This is a genomic window from Pseudomonas sp. BTN1 (assembly GCF_001907715.1).
Taxonomy (GTDB): domain Bacteria; phylum Pseudomonadota; class Gammaproteobacteria; order Pseudomonadales; family Pseudomonadaceae; genus Aquipseudomonas; species Aquipseudomonas paracarnis.
On sequence record NZ_MPBM01000025.1, the window covers coordinates 185669 to 200682 of the forward strand.

Consider the following 15014-nt stretch of genomic DNA (forward strand, 5'->3'; position numbering starts at 1 on the left):
TTATTTCAGGTGATCCGTGAGGAAGTTAAAATATGCTTCGCGAATCTGCGGAATTTCATTGGCCAAGTGATGCCGACCCCGCTTGAGCATCAACACCTCAGGCCGGTCGAACTTACCCCGCAACACCTGCAAATTGTGCTGCCAGTCCACCGTCGTATCTTCCTCACCCTGCACGATCACCGGGCGCCGGGGGCTGCGTGGTGCGGCTTCGATGCGTTTGATCCAGCGCGCCAGCGACCCCACCCAGGCGGTAGGCAGCTGGCGAGGCTGTAGCGGGTCGGCTTCCAGGAACGGCTTGAACGCAGGGTCGTTGGAGTTATCGCTGAAACGCCGGGCGATGCCTTTGACGAACGGGCGCAGCAGGTAATAGCTGACCTGGGACCAACCCCAGGCACGCGGCCGCACCAACGGCGACAAGAGAAAGGTCTTGCCCTGGGCCGGGCTTTGGGCGCCGTGGTTGAGCAGGTGGTCCACCACGATAGCGCCGCCGGTGCTTTGCCCGAACAGGTGCCAGGGTTGCGGCAATTGCAGCGCCTTGGCCTCGACGAACAACGCCTGCACTACGCTCTGGTACACCGCAAAGTCATCAATGCTGGCGCGCGCGCCGCTGGACAAGCCATGGCCAGGCAGGTCGCAGGCGATCACCACGAAGCCCTGGTCCAACGCCCAATCCACCACATGGCGATACAGCCCCATGTGATCGTAGAAACCGTGGAACAGGAACATGGTCGCGACCGGCGCTGGCGGCCACCAGACCTGGGCCACCACCTCGAACCCATCCACCTGCAAGCGCCCCAGGCGGCTCACCGCCGGCACCTGGCGTGCGGCCAGGTCGAGCCCGTAGAAACGCTGGTAAACCCTCGCCTCGGCTGACAGCGGCTGCGCATCCACCAGGGGGCGCAAGCTTTCGCGCAGATGATCAGGGTCAAAGGTGACGGGCATAAAGGCTTCCAGACTTGCGGTGAAGATGAATATCGAGCTGCGATATTCATCTGTCAGGACAAGCATGGCAAGCTACGCGACCTGCGAGGATACATCCAATGCGACCGCCCTACCGTAACGCCCTGTTCGCCAGCCTGATCCTGGTTATCTGCGCCGGGGTGCTGTGGGCGGCCTATGACTGGTTCCAAGGCCGCTACCTGCGTGCCTTCAGCGAACACACCGCGGTATTTTCCGGCGATGCGCTGCAACTGCCCGCCGTCCTCAGTGGCCCGGGCCCGATTCGCCTGGTGCACTTCTGGGACCCGGCCTGCCCGTGCAATGTCGGTAACCAGCAGCACCTGGACGAGTTGATCGAGCAGTACGCGCCCCAAGGGGTGGAGTTCTATGCCCTGCAAAAACCCGGCAGCCACGGCCAGTTGCCCGAGAACCTGCGCCACATGAAAGTCCTCGATGCCCTGCCCGGCGCGGACCAGATCCCCGCCAGCCCGGCCGTGGGCATTTGGGATCGCACCGGCAAGCTGGCGTATTTCGGCCCCTACAGCGAAGGCCTGACGTGCAACGCCAGCAACAGCTTTATCGAGCCGATCCTCAAGGCGCTTGGAACCGGACACGAAGTGAATGCCACTCACACCCTCGCGGTAGGCTGCTATTGTTCGTGGCCTAAGGATCTGTAGCCCGTCCACTTTGGTAAGGAATGTTCATGAAGCGCGTCCTGCAGGTTTTTGCGGTGCTGATTGTGCTGGTCGCCCTGGGCGCCGGTTGGTACGTCTACAGCAAACAACCCACGCGCCAGGGCACGGTGACGCTGGCGCACCTGCAAGGTTCGGTCACGGTGCGCTACGACGACCGTGGCGTACCGCATATACGCGCCGAAAACGAAGCCGACCTGTACCGCGCCCTGGGCTATGTGCATGCCCAGGACCGCCTGTTCCAGATGGAGATCATGCGGCGCCTGGCCCGTGGCGAACTGGCCGAGGTGCTGGGGCCCAAGCTGCTGGAGACCGACAAACTGTTTCGCAGCCTGCGCATTCGCGAGCGCGCCTTGAGCTATGTGGAGCACATGGACCCTGGCTCAGCCTCGTCCAAGGCCCTGCAAGCCTACCTGGACGGGATCAACCAGTATCAGGACAGCCACGCCAGCCCCATGGAATTCGATGTGCTGGGCATCGCCAAGCGCCCGTTTACCGCCGAAGACAGCATCAGCGTCGCCGGGTACATGGCCTACAGCTTTGCCGCAGCCTTTCGCACCGAGCCGGTACTGACCTATGTGCGCGACCGACTGGGCAGCGCCTACTTGAACGTCTTCGATCTCGACTGGCAACCCAAGGGCGCTCTCAACCTGGCGGCCAGCGATTGGCAGACCCTTGGCGCCATCGCCGCCCTGAGCGAACAGGCCCTGGCCGACAACGGCCTGCCGCAGTTCGAAGGCAGCAATGCCTGGGCCGTCAGCGGCAGCCATACCCAAAGCGGCAAACCGTTGCTGGCGGGTGACCCTCATATCCGTTTCTCGGTGCCTTCGGTCTGGTACGAGGCGCAGCTGTCGGCGCCAGGCTTCGAGTTGTACGGCTACCACAACGCGCTGGTACCGGTGGCGTTCCTGGGGCACAACCTGGACTTCGGCTGGAGCCTGACCATGTTCCAGAATGACGATCTCGACCTGATCGCCGAAAAGGTCAATCCGGACAACCCCAACCAGGTCTGGTATCACGGCCAATGGGTGGACATGAGCAGCAGCGAGCAGCAGATCCAGGTCAAGGGCCAGGCGCCGGTGACCCTCACCCTGCGCCGCTCGCCCCACGGCCCGATCATCAACGACGTGCTCGGTGATAACGCCGGCAGCACACCGATTGCCATGTGGTGGGCGTTCCTGGACAGTGAAAACCCGATCCTCGATGGTTTCTATCAGCTCAACCGTGCCGACACCCTGCCCAAGGCACGTGCCGCAGCCGCCAAGGTTTCGGCGCCAGGCCTGAACATCGTGTGGGCCAATGCCAAGGGCGATATCGGTTGGTGGGCAGCGGCGCAGTTGCCGATCCGCCCGGCCGGCGTTAACCCTGCGTTCATCCTCGACGGCAGTACTACCCAGGCCGACAAGCTGGGTTTCTACCCCTTCAGTGCCAACCCCCAGGAAGAAAATCCGTCGCGCGGCTATGTGGTGTCCGCCAATGCCCAGCCGGCATCGCCCACCGGCATGCCGATTCCCGGCTATTACAACCTGGCTGACCGCGGCCAGCAGTTGAACGCGCAGTTGAGCGACCCAAGCGTGAAGTGGGATGTGACCAACAGCCAGGCCCTGCAACTGGGCACCACCACCGCCTACGGCCCACGCCTGCTGGCGCCGCTGTTGCCGGTGCTGCGCGAGGTGGCCAAGGACCCGGCGCAACTCAAACTGGTGGAACAGCTTGCCAACTGGAAGGGTGACTACCCGCTGGACTCCACCAGTGCCACGCTGTTCAACCAGTTGCTGTTCAACCTTAGCGACGCGACCTTTCACCCCAAACTCGGCGATGCCTTGTTCAAGACCCTGCTCGGCACCCGCGTGATCGACGCCGCCTTGCCACGCCTGGCCGCATCGGCAGACTCACCCTGGTGGAACGGCAATCGGGCCGACACCGTCAAGCTCGCCTGGGACAACAGCCTGACCCACCTCAAGGCGACGTTCGGCGATGACCCGGCGCAGTGGCAGTGGGGCAAGGCGCACACCCTGACCCACGGTCACCCGCTGGGCCTGCAAAAACCGCTGGATAAAATCTTCAACGTCGGCCCGTTCCCGGCACCGGGCAGCCATGAGGTTCCGAACAACCAGACCTCTCCGATTGGCCCAGCACCGTGGCCGGTAACCTACGGCCCGTCGACACGACGCCTGATCGACTTCGCCGACCCGGCCCACGCCCTCACCATCAACCCGGTGGGGCAAAGCGGTGTGCCCTTTGATACGCACTATGGCGACCAGGCGCAGAGCTATATCGAGGGCAGGTATGAGCAGGCGCACTTCAGTGAGGAGGAAGTGACGGCCAATACCCGCGGCACCTTGAAACTGCTGCCCGCCCGATGATCGTTCCCACGCTCCGCGTGGGAATGCAGCCATGGACGCTCCGCGTCCGCCCTCAGAAGCGGGACGCAGAGCGTCCCAAGAGGCGTTACCACGCAGAGCGTGGGAACGATCACGCACGCTCAAACCGGCGCTGCAAAGTTAAGCCTGAACTGTTGCGGCGTGACGCCCAGCCGGCGGTTGAACACACTGCGCATATGCTGGGCGTCGCGAAAGCCACATTGATAGGCCACGGTCTTAAGCGGTGCGTGGCTGCTTTCAAGCATCACCCGCGCCGCATCCACGCGCGCCCTCTCGACAAATTCCGCTGGCGTAATCCGCGCTTCACGGGCAAACACCCGGGAGAAATTGCGCGCACTCATATTGGCCGCCTTGGCCAGGTCGGCAATGGTCAAGTCTCCCGTCAGGTTGGCCAGCACGTACAGCTGCACCAGCGCCACCGCCGAAGTGGTTTCGGCATGGGGCGTGAGGAACGGACTGAACTGAGATTGCCCGCCCGAGCGCTGGGTGAACACCACCAGGCGCTTGGCCACGCTCAGGGCCACTTCCGGGCCGTGATCCTGGGCCAGCAAGTACAACGACAGGTCGATACCTGCCGTGACCCCGGCGGAGGTGTAGAGCTTGCCGTCCTGCACATAGAGGCGGTCGGCTTCGACCTGGGCCGAGGGACACAGGCGCGCCAGGCTGGCGGCATCGTTCCAATGGGTCGTGACGGTCTTGCCGTCCAGCAAGCCTGCACGGGCCAGCATGAAGGCGCCATTGCAGATCGAACCAAAGCGCTGCGCCTTCGCGGCGGCCGCGCGCAGCCAAGCGTCAAACTCGAAGCCGAAATCCTCGAAGGGTAACTGCGGGCCACCGGCGACCAGCAACAGGTCATAGGGTTGCCGGGCATCGCTGTAGTGCTTGTGGGCCTGCAATGACAAACCGTTGGAGGCCGCCATGGCGCCGTGGCCAAAGCCGAGTACTTCCAGCCGATAGTGATCCTCGGGCGCCAGGAAGCGGTTGGCCTCGCAGAACACATCCATCGGCCCGGTCACGTCCAGCGACTGGACACCGGGGAAGATCAGGATGGCGACGGTTTTGCCCATGGTCACAAACACCTTTTTCCAACTGGATAAACGCGACCCCCTTGTGGGAGCTGGCTTGCCTGCGATGCAGACGACTCGGTACCTCAGGTACACCGAGGTGATGCTATCGCAGGCAAGCCAGCTCCCACAGGGGATCACCTACATGCTTGGCACGATGTGGCGGCACATTGGCCGGGATCGCCTCCCTGTGGCGATAGCCGCTTCAGGGTCATGGGACCAGACTGGAATCTTTCCAGAGGAGATCCACCATGAGCACCACCATAGCCGGTATCCAGATCCCTGACAGCGCCTTGGCCAGAGCCACCACCGAATACATCCGTGACGTCGAATCGGACCTGCTCTACCACCATTCGCGCCGCGTCTTCCTGTTCGGCGCCTTGAGCGGTGAGCGCAAGCAATTGGCCTACGACCCAGAATTGCTCTACGTCGGCGCGATGTTCCATGACCTGGGGCTGGTGGAAGGCCACCGCAGTGACGACGAGCGCTTCGAAGTGGACGGCGCCAACGCCGCCGCCGCATTTCTCAAGCCCTATGGGTTGAGCGATGACGATATCGAACAAGTGTGGTTGTCCATCGCCCTGCACACCACGCCGGGCGTGCCGAAACACTTGCGTCCCACCGTAGCGCTGGTGACCGCCGGGGTGGAGATGGACGTGCTGGGCATGGACTACGCCGCGTTCAGCAGCGCGCAGCGCGAAGCGGTGGTGCACGCGCATCCACGGGGTGAAGGGTTCAAGGAGTGCATCATCTGCGCGTTCGCCGACGGCTTGCGCCATCGCCCGCAGACCACGTTTGGCAATGTTAAGACCGACGTGCTGGTGGACCAGGAGCCGGGGTTCACGCCGATGAATTTTGTGCAGGTGATCCGCACGTCGCCTTGGGCGATGTAATCAACCTGAAATGCAATCAAATGTGGGAGCGGGCTTGCTCGCGAATGCGGTGGATCAGTCGAGACATCTGGTGACTGATACTCTGCATTCGCGAGCAAGCCCGCTCCCACATTTTGATCCGGTTTCTTCAGGCAGGCCTGATTAGACCGGTGCTGGCGCCCGGCGCTTGTCCGGCTGCTGCCAGCCATCCGCCGCGGCTTCTTCAATCGCTTGCTGAATAGCCTTCTTGCGATGCTCTTCGGCCCGACGGCTGAAGAACCACACCAGGAAGGTCACCAGCGACACCGCCAACAGAATCAGGCTCGCCACGGCGTTGATCTCGGGTTTAACCCCCAGACGCACCGCCGAGAACACTTCCATCGGCAAGGTGGTGGAACCAGGGCCCGACACGAAGCTGGCCAGTACCAGGTCGTCCAGCGATAGCGCGAACGACATCATGCCGCCCGCTGCCAGCGATGGCGCGATCATTGGGATGGTGATCAGGAAGAACACCTTCCATGGCCGTGCGCCCAAGTCCATCGCCGCTTCTTCGATCGACAGGTCCAGCTCACGCAAGCGCGCCGACACCACCACCGCCACATACGCCGCACAGAAGGTGGTGTGGGCGATCCAGATGGTGACGATGCCACGTTCCTGGGGCCAGCCGATCATCTGTGCCATGGCCACGAACAGCAGCAACAACGACAGACCGGTGATCACTTCGGGCATCACCAACGGTGCCGTCACCAGGCCACCGAACAGCGTGCGGCCCTTGAACTGGCTGATGCGCGTCAGCACGAAGGCCGCCAGGGTACCCAACGCTACAGCCGCCACCGCCGTGTAACAGGCAATTTCCAAGGAGCGGGCCACCGAGCCCATCAACTGGGTATTGTCCAACAGGCCCACGTACCACTTGATCGACCAACCGCCCCACACTGTTACCAGCTTGGATTCGTTGAACGAGTAGATCACCAGGATCAACATTGGCAGGTAGATGAACAACAAGCCTGCGACCAGCATGAAGCTGGAGAAACGAAAGCGCTTCATATCTTGCCCTCCAGCTCTTTGGCCTGGCTGCGGTTGAACAGAATGATCGGCACGATCAGGATCGCCAGCATCACCACCGCCAGGGCAGACGCCACCGGCCAGTCACGGTTGTTGAAGAACTCTTGCCACAACACCTTACCGATCATCAGGGTTTCCGGGCCGCCGAGCAGTTCAGGAATCACGAACTCGCCCACCACCGGGATAAACACCAGCATGCAACCGGCGATGATGCCGTTCTTGGACAGCGGCACGGTGATTTTCCAGAAGCTGTTGAAGGTACTCGAACCGAGGTCCGAAGCAGCTTCCAGCAGGCTCTGGTCGTGCTTCACCAGGTTGGCGTACAGGGGCAGGATCATGAACGGCAGGTACGAATAGACCACGCCGATGTACACCGCGATGTTGGTGTTGAGGATCTGCAGCGGCTCGTTGATCAAGCCCATGGACATCAGGAAGCCATTGAGCAGGCCGTTGTTGCTGAGGATGCCCATCCACGCATACACCCGGATCAGGATCGCGGTCCAGGTGGGCATCATGATCAGCAGCACCAGCACGGTCTGCATCTCTTTGCGCGCGGTGGCAATGGCGTAGGCCATCGGGTAGCCGATCAGCAGGCACAGCAGCGTGCTGAAAAACGCCATCTTCAGCGAGCCCAGGTAGGCGGCGATGTACAACTCGTCGCCCGCCAGCAAGCTGTAGTTGGCCAGGTTCAGCACCACCTCCAGCTTTTGCTCAACGTAGGTATAGATCTCGGTATAGGGCGGGATCGCCACATCGGCTTCGGCAAAGCTGATTTTCAGCACGATGAAAAACGGCAGTGCGAAAAACAGGAACAGCCAGAGGAAAGGAATCCCGATGACCACCTGCTTGCCATTGGGCACGATGCGATCCAAGCGCCGCTTGAATTTCTTCATGTTCATGAGCGAAGTACCACGCCGCTGTCGTCTTCCCACCACACGTACACCTGGTCACCCCAGGTTGGGCGCTGGCCACGGCGTTCGGCGTTGGCGACGAAAGACTGCACCAGCTTGCCGCTCGGCAGCTCCACGTAGAACACCGAGTGGCCGCCCAGGTAGGCGATGTCGTGCACCTTGCCGCTGGACCAGTTGTGCTCGCAGGTTGGCATTTCAGTGGTCACCAGCAGCTTTTCCGGGCGAATCGCGTAGGTCACCGACTTGTCTTCCACCGAGGTGGCGATGCCGTAGCCCACGTAGATGTCGCGGTCCAGGTCCGGGCACTTGAGCACCGCGTGGCCTTCAGCGTCGTCCACCACTTGGGTGTCGAAAATGTTGACGTTGCCAATGAACTCGCACACCAGGCGGCTGGTGGGCGTTTCGTAGATATCGATGGGGCTGCCGATCTGGGCGATCCAGCCCAGGTGCATGATCGCGATGCGTTCGGCCATGGTCATGGCCTCTTCCTGGTCGTGGGTCACCATCACGCAGGTCACGCCGACGCGCTCGATGATTTCCACCAACTCCAGTTGCATCTGCGAGCGCAGCTTCTTGTCCAGGGCGCCCATCGGCTCATCGAGCAGCAGCAGTTTCGGGCGCTTGGCCAGGGAGCGGGCCAAGGCCACACGCTGGCGCTGGCCGCCGGACAATTGGTGCGGCTTGCGCTTGGCGTACTGGCTCATCTGCACCAGCTTGAGCATCTCGGCCACGCGTGCGTCGACTTCAGCCTTGGGGATCTTGTCCTGTTGCAAGCCGAAGGCGATGTTCTGCGCCACGGTCATGTGCGGGAACAAGGCGTAGGACTGGAACATCATGTTGATCGGCCGCTCGTAGGGCGGCATGTCGGTGATGTCCACACCGTCGAGGTAGATGCGACCTTCGGTTGGGCGCTCGAAACCTGCAAGCATGCGCAGCAAGGTGGATTTGCCCGAACCCGAACCGCCGAGCAAGGCGAAGATCTCGCCTTTCTTGATTTCCAGGGACACATCGTCCACGGCAATCGTCTCGTCGAACTTCTTCGTGACCCGGTCGATTTTGACCAGCACCTTTTTCGGTGTCTGGTCGCCCTCGAGGGCTTTCTTATAGGCGCCGGAGGCAACTGCCATTTACGAAACTCCCAAAAAAAACTGTGCAGCCGGCCCAATGCGGGCCAGCCTTGGATAGTTTTAGCCTTACTTGCCCGTCTTGACCTTGGTCCAGCTACGGGTCATTAAACGCTGCACTTTCGGGGGTAGCTCAAAGTTGACGAATGTCCGCTCGAGAACCGCCTGCGGTGGGTAAACCGCTGCGTCGGTGCGTATCGATTGCTCCATCAGTTTGTCCGCCCCTGGGTTAGGGTTGGCGTAACCGACTTGATCGCTGACCTGAGCGATCACCTCAGGCTGCAGCAAATAGTTGATGAAGGCGTGGGCTTCCTTGACGTTGCTGGCATCCTTGGGAATCGCCAGCACGTCGAACCACAGGTTGCCGCCTTCTTTGGGAATCGTGTAGGCGATGTTCACGCCTTTGCCCGCCTCCGCCGCACGGGCCTTGGCCTGGAACACATCGCCGGAGAAACCGGCCGCCACGCAGATGTTGCCGTTGGCCAGGTCCGAGATGTATTTGGAGGAATGGAAGTAGGTCACGTAGGGCCGCACTTTCAGCAGTTTTTCCTCGGCTTTCTTGTAGTCGGCCGGGTTGGTGCTGTTGGGGTCCAGGCCCATGTAGTTGAGTACTGCGGGCAGCATTTCATCGGCCGAGTCCATGAACGACACGCCGCAAGTGGCCAACTTCTTCATGTTTTCCGGTTCGAACAACACGGCCCAGGAGTCGATCTTGTCGACCCCCAGCACTTCCTTGACCTTGTCGACGTTGTAGCCAATGCCATTGGTGCCCCACAGGTACGGCACCGCGTACTGGTTGCCCGGGTCGTTCTTTTCCAGGCGCTTGAGCAGCACCGGGTCGAGGTTGGCGTAGTTTGTCAGCAGTGACTTGTCGAGCTTCTGGAATGCCCCGGCCTTGATCTGCTTGCCCAGGAAATGGTTGGACGGCACCACCACGTCGTAGCCGGTGCGCCCGGCGAGCAACTTGCCTTCCAGGGTTTCGTTGGAGTCAAACACGTCATACACAGGCTTGATACCGCTGGCCTTTTCGAAGTTGGCCAGGGTGTCGGGGCCGATGTAGTCCGACCAGTTATAAATATGCACCGTCGGTGCGGCCTGTACGCTGGCAGCCAGCGTGATACCTGCACCCACCAGCATGGCTTTGCGAAATAAAGAAATTGGCAAGTGGAGGTCCTCTTGAATAGTTGGGGCCTTGAAGTTGTTGCCCGGCAACAAAACCGGCGCGCAACTTACCGTCGATAAACCGATCCGGCAAAACTTTCTGTCATTTAATTTCTGAGAGCTGTTTTGTGTGGGAGCGGGCTTGCTCGCGAAAGTGGCGTATCAGTTGATACATATGCTGGCTGACGCTCCGCATTCGCGAGCAAGCCCGCTCCCACACAAGCTCGCTCCTACAGGTTTCTGGCGTTATTTACCGGACTTGATCTTGGTCCAGCTACGGGTCATTTCACGCTGAGTTGCCGCCGGCATGTCGGCAATGGCGTAGAGCTTGGATTGCACTTCGGCCGACGGATAAATACCCGGGTCGCTGGTGATGTCTTTATCGACCAGGGCAGTGGCTTTCTCGTTACCGTTCGGGAAACGCACACTGTTGGTGATCGCGGCCATGACGTCTGGCTTGAGCAGGTAGTTCATGAATGCGTAGGCAGCCTCGACGTTTTCGGCATCCTTGGGAATGGCGACCATGTCGAAGAAGCTGCCAGCACCTTCCTTGGGAATGTCATAGGCGATCTTGACCTTGCCACCGGCTTCAGCCGCACGGGTTTTGGCCTGTTCGATGTCACCCGAGTAGCCCACAGCCACGCAGATGTTGCCGTTGGCCAGGTCGGAGATGTACTTGGAGGAGTGGAAGTAGCCGATCGAAGGACGGATTTTCATGAACAGGTCTTCGGCCTGTTTCAGATCAGCCTTCTTCGTCGTGTCGGTCGGCAGGCCCAGGTAATGCAGCGCTACCGGCAGCATTTCGGTTGGCGAATCGAGGAAGCTAACGCCGCAGCTTTTCAGCTTGGCGATGTTTTCCGGCTTCATCAGTACGTCCCACGAGTCGATCTTGTCCACGCCCAGTGCGGCCTTGACCTTCTCCGGGTTGTAGCCGATGCCCATCGAGCCCCACATGTACGGGAAGGCGTGCTTGTTGTCCGGGTCGCTGACCGATACAGCCTTGAGCAGGGATTTGTTCAGGTTGCCGTAGTTGGACAGCTTGGACTTGTCCAGCTCCTGGTAGACACCGGCCTTGATCTGCTTGGCGAGGAAGCTGTTCGACGGCACGACGATGTCGTAGCCGGACTTGCCTGCCAGCAACTTGGCTTCCAGGGTTTCGTTGCTGTCAAAAACGTCGTACACCACTTTGATGCCCGACTCTTTTTCAAAGTTGGCGATGGTGTCCGGTGCAATGTAGTCGGACCAGTTGTAAACGTGCAGCACTTTATTGTCTGCCTGGGCCGCGCCCGCCATTGCGCCCATCAGGGACAAGGCGAGGAGAGTCTTGCCAGCGTTCTTCAAACCTAATGCCTTCATTTGGTGATGCTCCAATTTTTTCTTTTTTGGGCCACAAGCGTTGTATGTTTTACGGCCCAACCGAAGGGCAACAAAACAGGGCGACAGTCTGGCAAGTTCAGGGGCTGGCTTTCAACCAAAGCCCCTGCCTTTTTAACTGCCCAGTGCACCGCGCACTGAGCCTAGCACTTAGCCCTGCAAGGCAGCCAAAGTCAGGTCCAGGCAATGGCGGGCCTTGGTGACCAGCTCGTCGATTTCAGCCTTGCTGATGACCAGTGGCGGCGAAATGATCATAGTGTCGCCCACGGCGCGCATGATCAGGCCATTTTCAAAGCAGAAGGTTCGGCAGATCATGCCGGCGCCTTTGCCTTCGTGACGCTTGCGCGTCGCCTTGTCCTGCACCAGCTCGATCGCACCGAGCATACCGACGCCGCGTACTTCACCCACCAGCGGATGATCGCCCAGTTCCCTCAGACGTTTCTGCAAATACGGTGCCGTTTCGTCGTGCACACGGTTAACGATTTTTTCATCGCGCAGGATGCGGATGTTTTCCAGCGCCACGGCCGCGGCCACCGGGTGGCCGGAGTAAGTAAAGCCGTGGTTGAAATCGCCCCCTTCGTTGAGCACCGCCACCACTTCGTCACGCACGATCAGGCCGCCCATGGGCACGTAGCCCGAGGTCAGGCCCTTGGCGATGGTCATCATGTGCGGCTTGAGGTCGTAGAAATCGCTACCGAACCACTCACCGGTACGGCCGAAGCCGCAGATTACTTCGTCGGCGACAAACAGGATGTCGTACTTGGCGAGGATTTCCTTGATGCGCGGCCAGTACGTGGCAGGCGGCACGATCACGCCACCGGCACCCTGGATCGGCTCGGCAATAAAGGCGCCGACGTTGTCCACGCCCAGCTCCAGGATTTTCTCTTCCAACTGGTTGGCGGCCCACACACCGAATTCCTCGGGGCTCATGTCGCCGCCTTCGCCAAACCAGTACGGCTGCGCGATGTGGGTAATGCCCGGGATCGGCAAGTCGCCCTGCTCGTGCATATAGGTCATGCCGCCCAGGCTGGCGCCGGCCACGGTAGAGCCGTGGTAGCCATTCTTGCGGGCAATGATGGTTTTCTTGTTGGGCTGGCCCTTGATCGCCCAGTAGTGGCGGACCATGCGCAACATGGTGTCGTTGCCTTCGGAGCCGGAGCCGGTGAAGAACACGTGATTCATGCCTGCCGGCGCGACATCGGAAATGACCTTGGCCAACTCCAATACCGGCGGGTGTGCGGTCTGGAAGAACAGGTTGTAGTACGGCAGTTCTTTCATCTGCTTGGCGGCGGCATCGGCCAGTTCATCGCGACCGTAACCGATCGCCACGCACCACAGGCCGGCCATGCCGTCGAGGATCTTGTTGCCTTCGCTGTCCCACAGGTAAACGCCGTGGGCTTTGGTGATGATCCTTGGGCCTTTCTCTTTCAATTGCTTGAAGTCGCTGAACGGCGCCAGGTGGTGATCATTGCTCAAGGCTTGCCATTCACGGGTTTGCGGGTTGTTGCTGGACATACCAATCTCCTAGACTTTTCAGTGAAGGCGCGCCATTTAAAAGGCGCGCCCGGCGCATCAGACGGCGAAGAGCAGGAATTCCCGCTCCCACGAACTGATCACGCGCTTGAAGTTTTCATGCTCGGCCCGCTTGACCGCGACGTAGCCCGTGATGAATTTTTGCCCCAGGTATTTCTCGATGGTCTTGCTGTTTTCCATGCGTTCCAGAGCGTCTTCGATGGTCAACGGCAGGCGCAGGTTGCGCCGCTCATAACCACGGCCCACCACCGGCGCGCTCGGGTTATGGCCTTCGACCATGCCGATGTAGCCGCACAACAGGCTGGCGGCAATCGCCAGATACGGGTTGGCGTCGGCGCCCGGCAGGCGGTTTTCCACGCGGCGGTTCTGCGGGCCGGCATCCGGTACGCGCAGGCCGACGGTGCGGTTTTCTTCGCCCCATTCCACATTCACCGGCGCCGAGGTATCGGGCAGGAAGCGGCGGAACGAGTTCACGTTGGGGGCGAATAAAGGCAGCAATTCAGGGATGAACTTCTGCAGGCCGCCGATGTGGTTGAGGAACAGCTGGCTCATGGTCCCGTCTTCATTGGAGAAGACGTTCTTGCCGGTGGCAATGTCGATGATGCTCTGGTGCAGGTGCATCGCGCTGCCGGGCTCGCCGGTCATGGGCTTGGCCATGAAGGTGGCGGCCACGTCGTGCTTGAGCGCGGCTTCACGCATGGTGCGCTTGAACACCAGGATCTGGTCGGCCAGGGACAGGGCATCGCCGTGACGGAAGTTGATTTCCATCTGCGCGGTGCCGTCCTCGTGGATCAGGGTGTCGAGGTCCAGCTCCTGCAGTTCGCACCAGTCGTAGACGTCTTCAAACAGCGGGTCGAATTCGTTGGCTGCTTCTATAGAAAAGGACTGGCGACCGGTTTCCGGGCGGCCGGAGCGGCCAATCGGCGGTTGCAGCGGGAAGTCCGGGTCTTCGCAGCGCTTGGTCAGGTAGAACTCCATCTCCGGCGCCACGATGGGCTGCCAGCCGCGGTCGGAGTAGAGCTTGAGGACTTTCTTGAGCACGTTGCGCGGCGACAGCTCGATCGGGTTGCCTTGCTTGTCGTAGGTGTCGTGGATCACCTGGGCGGTCGGTTCGATGGCCCAGGGCACCAGGAATACCGCGTTCTGGTCGGGGCGGCAGATCATGTCGATGTCGGCCGGGTCGAGCAATTCGTAATAGATGTCGTCTTCGACATAGTCGCCGGTCACGGTCTGCAACAGAACGCTCTCGGGCAGGCGCATGCCTTTTTCGGCAATGAACTTGTTGGTCGGCGAGATCTTGCCTCGGGTAATACCGGTGAGGTCGCCAATCATGCATTCGACTTCTGTGATCTTGTGGTCTTTCAACCAATCGGTGAGCTGGTCGAGGTTGTTACTCATAAATGCCTCTGGGCTGGGTTTCCTGGCATCCATTAAAGGCCAGGCGTTGGTTGACGCAGCATCCGCGTCGTTTTTTCATTCAGGGTAGGAGCTTACCTGCCATTTGCCCGCAGGTTGCATTCCTCAGGCCAAAGTTGTGCGCAATTATGATCGGCACGGCGGATGAGGGTCGCTCAGTGGCGTCGGAGATGGCAAAAAGGAGATCGGCCGGGCCGTCAAGAATATTGGCCGGTGCCTGGGCATTCACACGGGGCGAACGAGCTGCGGACAAAGCCTGGCTGGAGCAGGCGCAGACGCCGATTGGCGGCAGGTGAAACATGAAGCACCCCGGTATTATTGCTGTTATGGGTTTGAATCGAGCTTAGCCTTGTTCATTTTTTTACACAACACCCCCGTAAAAAATCCTACACGGCCCGCTCAAGCCTGCAGGTCCCAAGCCCCTAAAACCCAAAAAACCGCCCCAAAACCCCGCAAAAAAGGCTCCATGGCGCTTTTTT

Annotated in this window: 12 protein-coding genes; 3 read left to right on the forward strand and 9 right to left on the reverse strand. The window is 60.5% G+C overall.

Annotated elements, in window-relative coordinates; genetic code table 11:
- Positions 1-942, reverse strand: a complete 942-nt coding sequence (locus BMH52_RS12430; RefSeq protein WP_073843854.1) for an alpha/beta hydrolase — start codon at positions 940-942, stop codon at positions 1-3.
- 98 nt (positions 943-1040) lie between these two features.
- Between BMH52_RS12430 and BMH52_RS12435 the strand changes: the two genes are divergently transcribed.
- Both BMH52_RS12435 and BMH52_RS12440 read left to right on the forward strand, forming a co-directional pair.
- Positions 1041-1616 carry a DUF6436 domain-containing protein gene (locus tag BMH52_RS12435; protein WP_073843856.1) on the forward strand — a complete coding sequence of 192 codons (576 nt, stop codon included), beginning with the start codon at positions 1041-1043 and terminating at the stop codon, positions 1614-1616.
- Positions 1617-1642: 26 nt separating this feature from the next.
- Positions 1643-3997: a penicillin acylase family protein gene (locus BMH52_RS12440; protein WP_073843858.1), complete on the forward strand. Its 2355-nt coding sequence runs from the start codon at positions 1643-1645 to the stop codon at positions 3995-3997.
- A 119-nt stretch (positions 3998-4116) separates the two neighbouring features.
- Here BMH52_RS12440 and BMH52_RS12445 read toward each other — a convergent pair whose 3' ends face one another.
- The gene (locus tag BMH52_RS12445) at positions 4117-5082 is read right to left on the reverse strand and encodes a GlxA family transcriptional regulator (RefSeq protein WP_073843860.1); all 966 of its coding nucleotides are present in this window, start codon (positions 5080-5082) and stop codon (positions 4117-4119) included.
- A 248-nt stretch (positions 5083-5330) separates the two neighbouring features.
- Between BMH52_RS12445 and BMH52_RS12455 the strand changes: the two genes are divergently transcribed.
- Positions 5331-5972 carry an HD domain-containing protein gene (locus BMH52_RS12455; RefSeq protein ID WP_073843864.1) on the forward strand — a complete coding sequence of 214 codons (642 nt, stop codon included), beginning with the start codon at positions 5331-5333 and terminating at the stop codon, positions 5970-5972.
- Between the two features lie 141 nt (positions 5973-6113).
- Here the strand turns inward: BMH52_RS12455 and BMH52_RS12460 are convergent, their stop codons facing one another.
- The 7 genes from BMH52_RS12460 to BMH52_RS12490 form a co-directional block, all read right to left on the reverse strand.
- Positions 6114-6998 (reverse strand): ABC transporter permease subunit, encoded by an 885-nt coding sequence (locus BMH52_RS12460; protein ID WP_003195236.1) that lies wholly within the window; start codon positions 6996-6998, stop codon positions 6114-6116.
- Positions 6995-7915 carry an ABC transporter permease subunit gene (locus BMH52_RS12465; RefSeq protein ID WP_003195238.1) on the reverse strand — a complete coding sequence of 307 codons (921 nt, stop codon included), beginning with the start codon at positions 7913-7915 and terminating at the stop codon, positions 6995-6997. Before BMH52_RS12465 ends, BMH52_RS12460 begins: the two co-directional genes overlap by 4 nt.
- Positions 7912-9054 (reverse strand): ABC transporter ATP-binding protein, encoded by a 1143-nt coding sequence (locus BMH52_RS12470; protein WP_003195240.1) that lies wholly within the window; start codon positions 9052-9054, stop codon positions 7912-7914. The genes BMH52_RS12465 and BMH52_RS12470 overlap by 4 nt, the downstream gene beginning before the upstream one ends.
- Before the next feature lie 66 nt (positions 9055-9120).
- The gene (locus BMH52_RS12475; RefSeq protein ID WP_014720384.1) at positions 9121-10215 is read right to left on the reverse strand and encodes a polyamine ABC transporter substrate-binding protein; all 1095 of its coding nucleotides are present in this window, start codon (positions 10213-10215) and stop codon (positions 9121-9123) included.
- A gap of 243 nt (positions 10216-10458) precedes the next feature.
- Complete coding sequence (locus tag BMH52_RS12480; RefSeq protein ID WP_019817783.1) at positions 10459-11553, reverse strand: polyamine ABC transporter substrate-binding protein; 1095 nt, start codon at positions 11551-11553, stop codon at positions 10459-10461.
- A gap of 183 nt (positions 11554-11736) precedes the next feature.
- Positions 11737-13101, reverse strand: coding sequence for an aspartate aminotransferase family protein (locus BMH52_RS12485; protein ID WP_014720386.1), 1365 nt, complete (start codon positions 13099-13101; stop codon positions 11737-11739).
- A gap of 57 nt (positions 13102-13158) precedes the next feature.
- The gene (locus BMH52_RS12490) at positions 13159-14517 is read right to left on the reverse strand and encodes a glutamine synthetase family protein (protein WP_003195249.1); all 1359 of its coding nucleotides are present in this window, start codon (positions 14515-14517) and stop codon (positions 13159-13161) included.
- Positions 14518-15014 lie beyond the last annotated feature (497 nt).

Excerpts from the sequence above, each read along its gene's own strand:
- BMH52_RS12430 (WP_073843854.1), bottom strand. The coding sequence starts at position 942 with ATGCCCGTCACCTTTGACCCTGATCATCTGCGCGAAAGCTTGCGCCCC.
- BMH52_RS12485 (WP_014720386.1), bottom strand. The coding sequence starts at position 13,101 with ATGTCCAGCAACAACCCGCAAACCCGTGAATGGCAAGCCTTGAGCAAT.
- BMH52_RS12440 (WP_073843858.1), top strand. The coding sequence starts at position 1,643 with ATGAAGCGCGTCCTGCAGGTTTTTGCGGTGCTGATTGTGCTGGTCGCC.
- BMH52_RS12460 (WP_003195236.1), bottom strand. The coding sequence starts at position 6,998 with ATGAAGCGCTTTCGTTTCTCCAGCTTCATGCTGGTCGCAGGCTTGTTG.
- BMH52_RS12445 (WP_073843860.1), bottom strand. The coding sequence starts at position 5,082 with ATGGGCAAAACCGTCGCCATCCTGATCTTCCCCGGTGTCCAGTCGCTG.
- BMH52_RS12435 (WP_073843856.1), top strand. The coding sequence starts at position 1,041 with ATGCGACCGCCCTACCGTAACGCCCTGTTCGCCAGCCTGATCCTGGTT.
- BMH52_RS12470 (WP_003195240.1), bottom strand. The coding sequence starts at position 9,054 with ATGGCAGTTGCCTCCGGCGCCTATAAGAAAGCCCTCGAGGGCGACCAG.
- BMH52_RS12455 (WP_073843864.1), top strand. The coding sequence starts at position 5,331 with ATGAGCACCACCATAGCCGGTATCCAGATCCCTGACAGCGCCTTGGCC.
- BMH52_RS12490 (WP_003195249.1), bottom strand. The coding sequence starts at position 14,517 with ATGAGTAACAACCTCGACCAGCTCACCGATTGGTTGAAAGACCACAAG.
- BMH52_RS12465 (WP_003195238.1), bottom strand. The coding sequence starts at position 7,915 with ATGAACATGAAGAAATTCAAGCGGCGCTTGGATCGCATCGTGCCCAAT.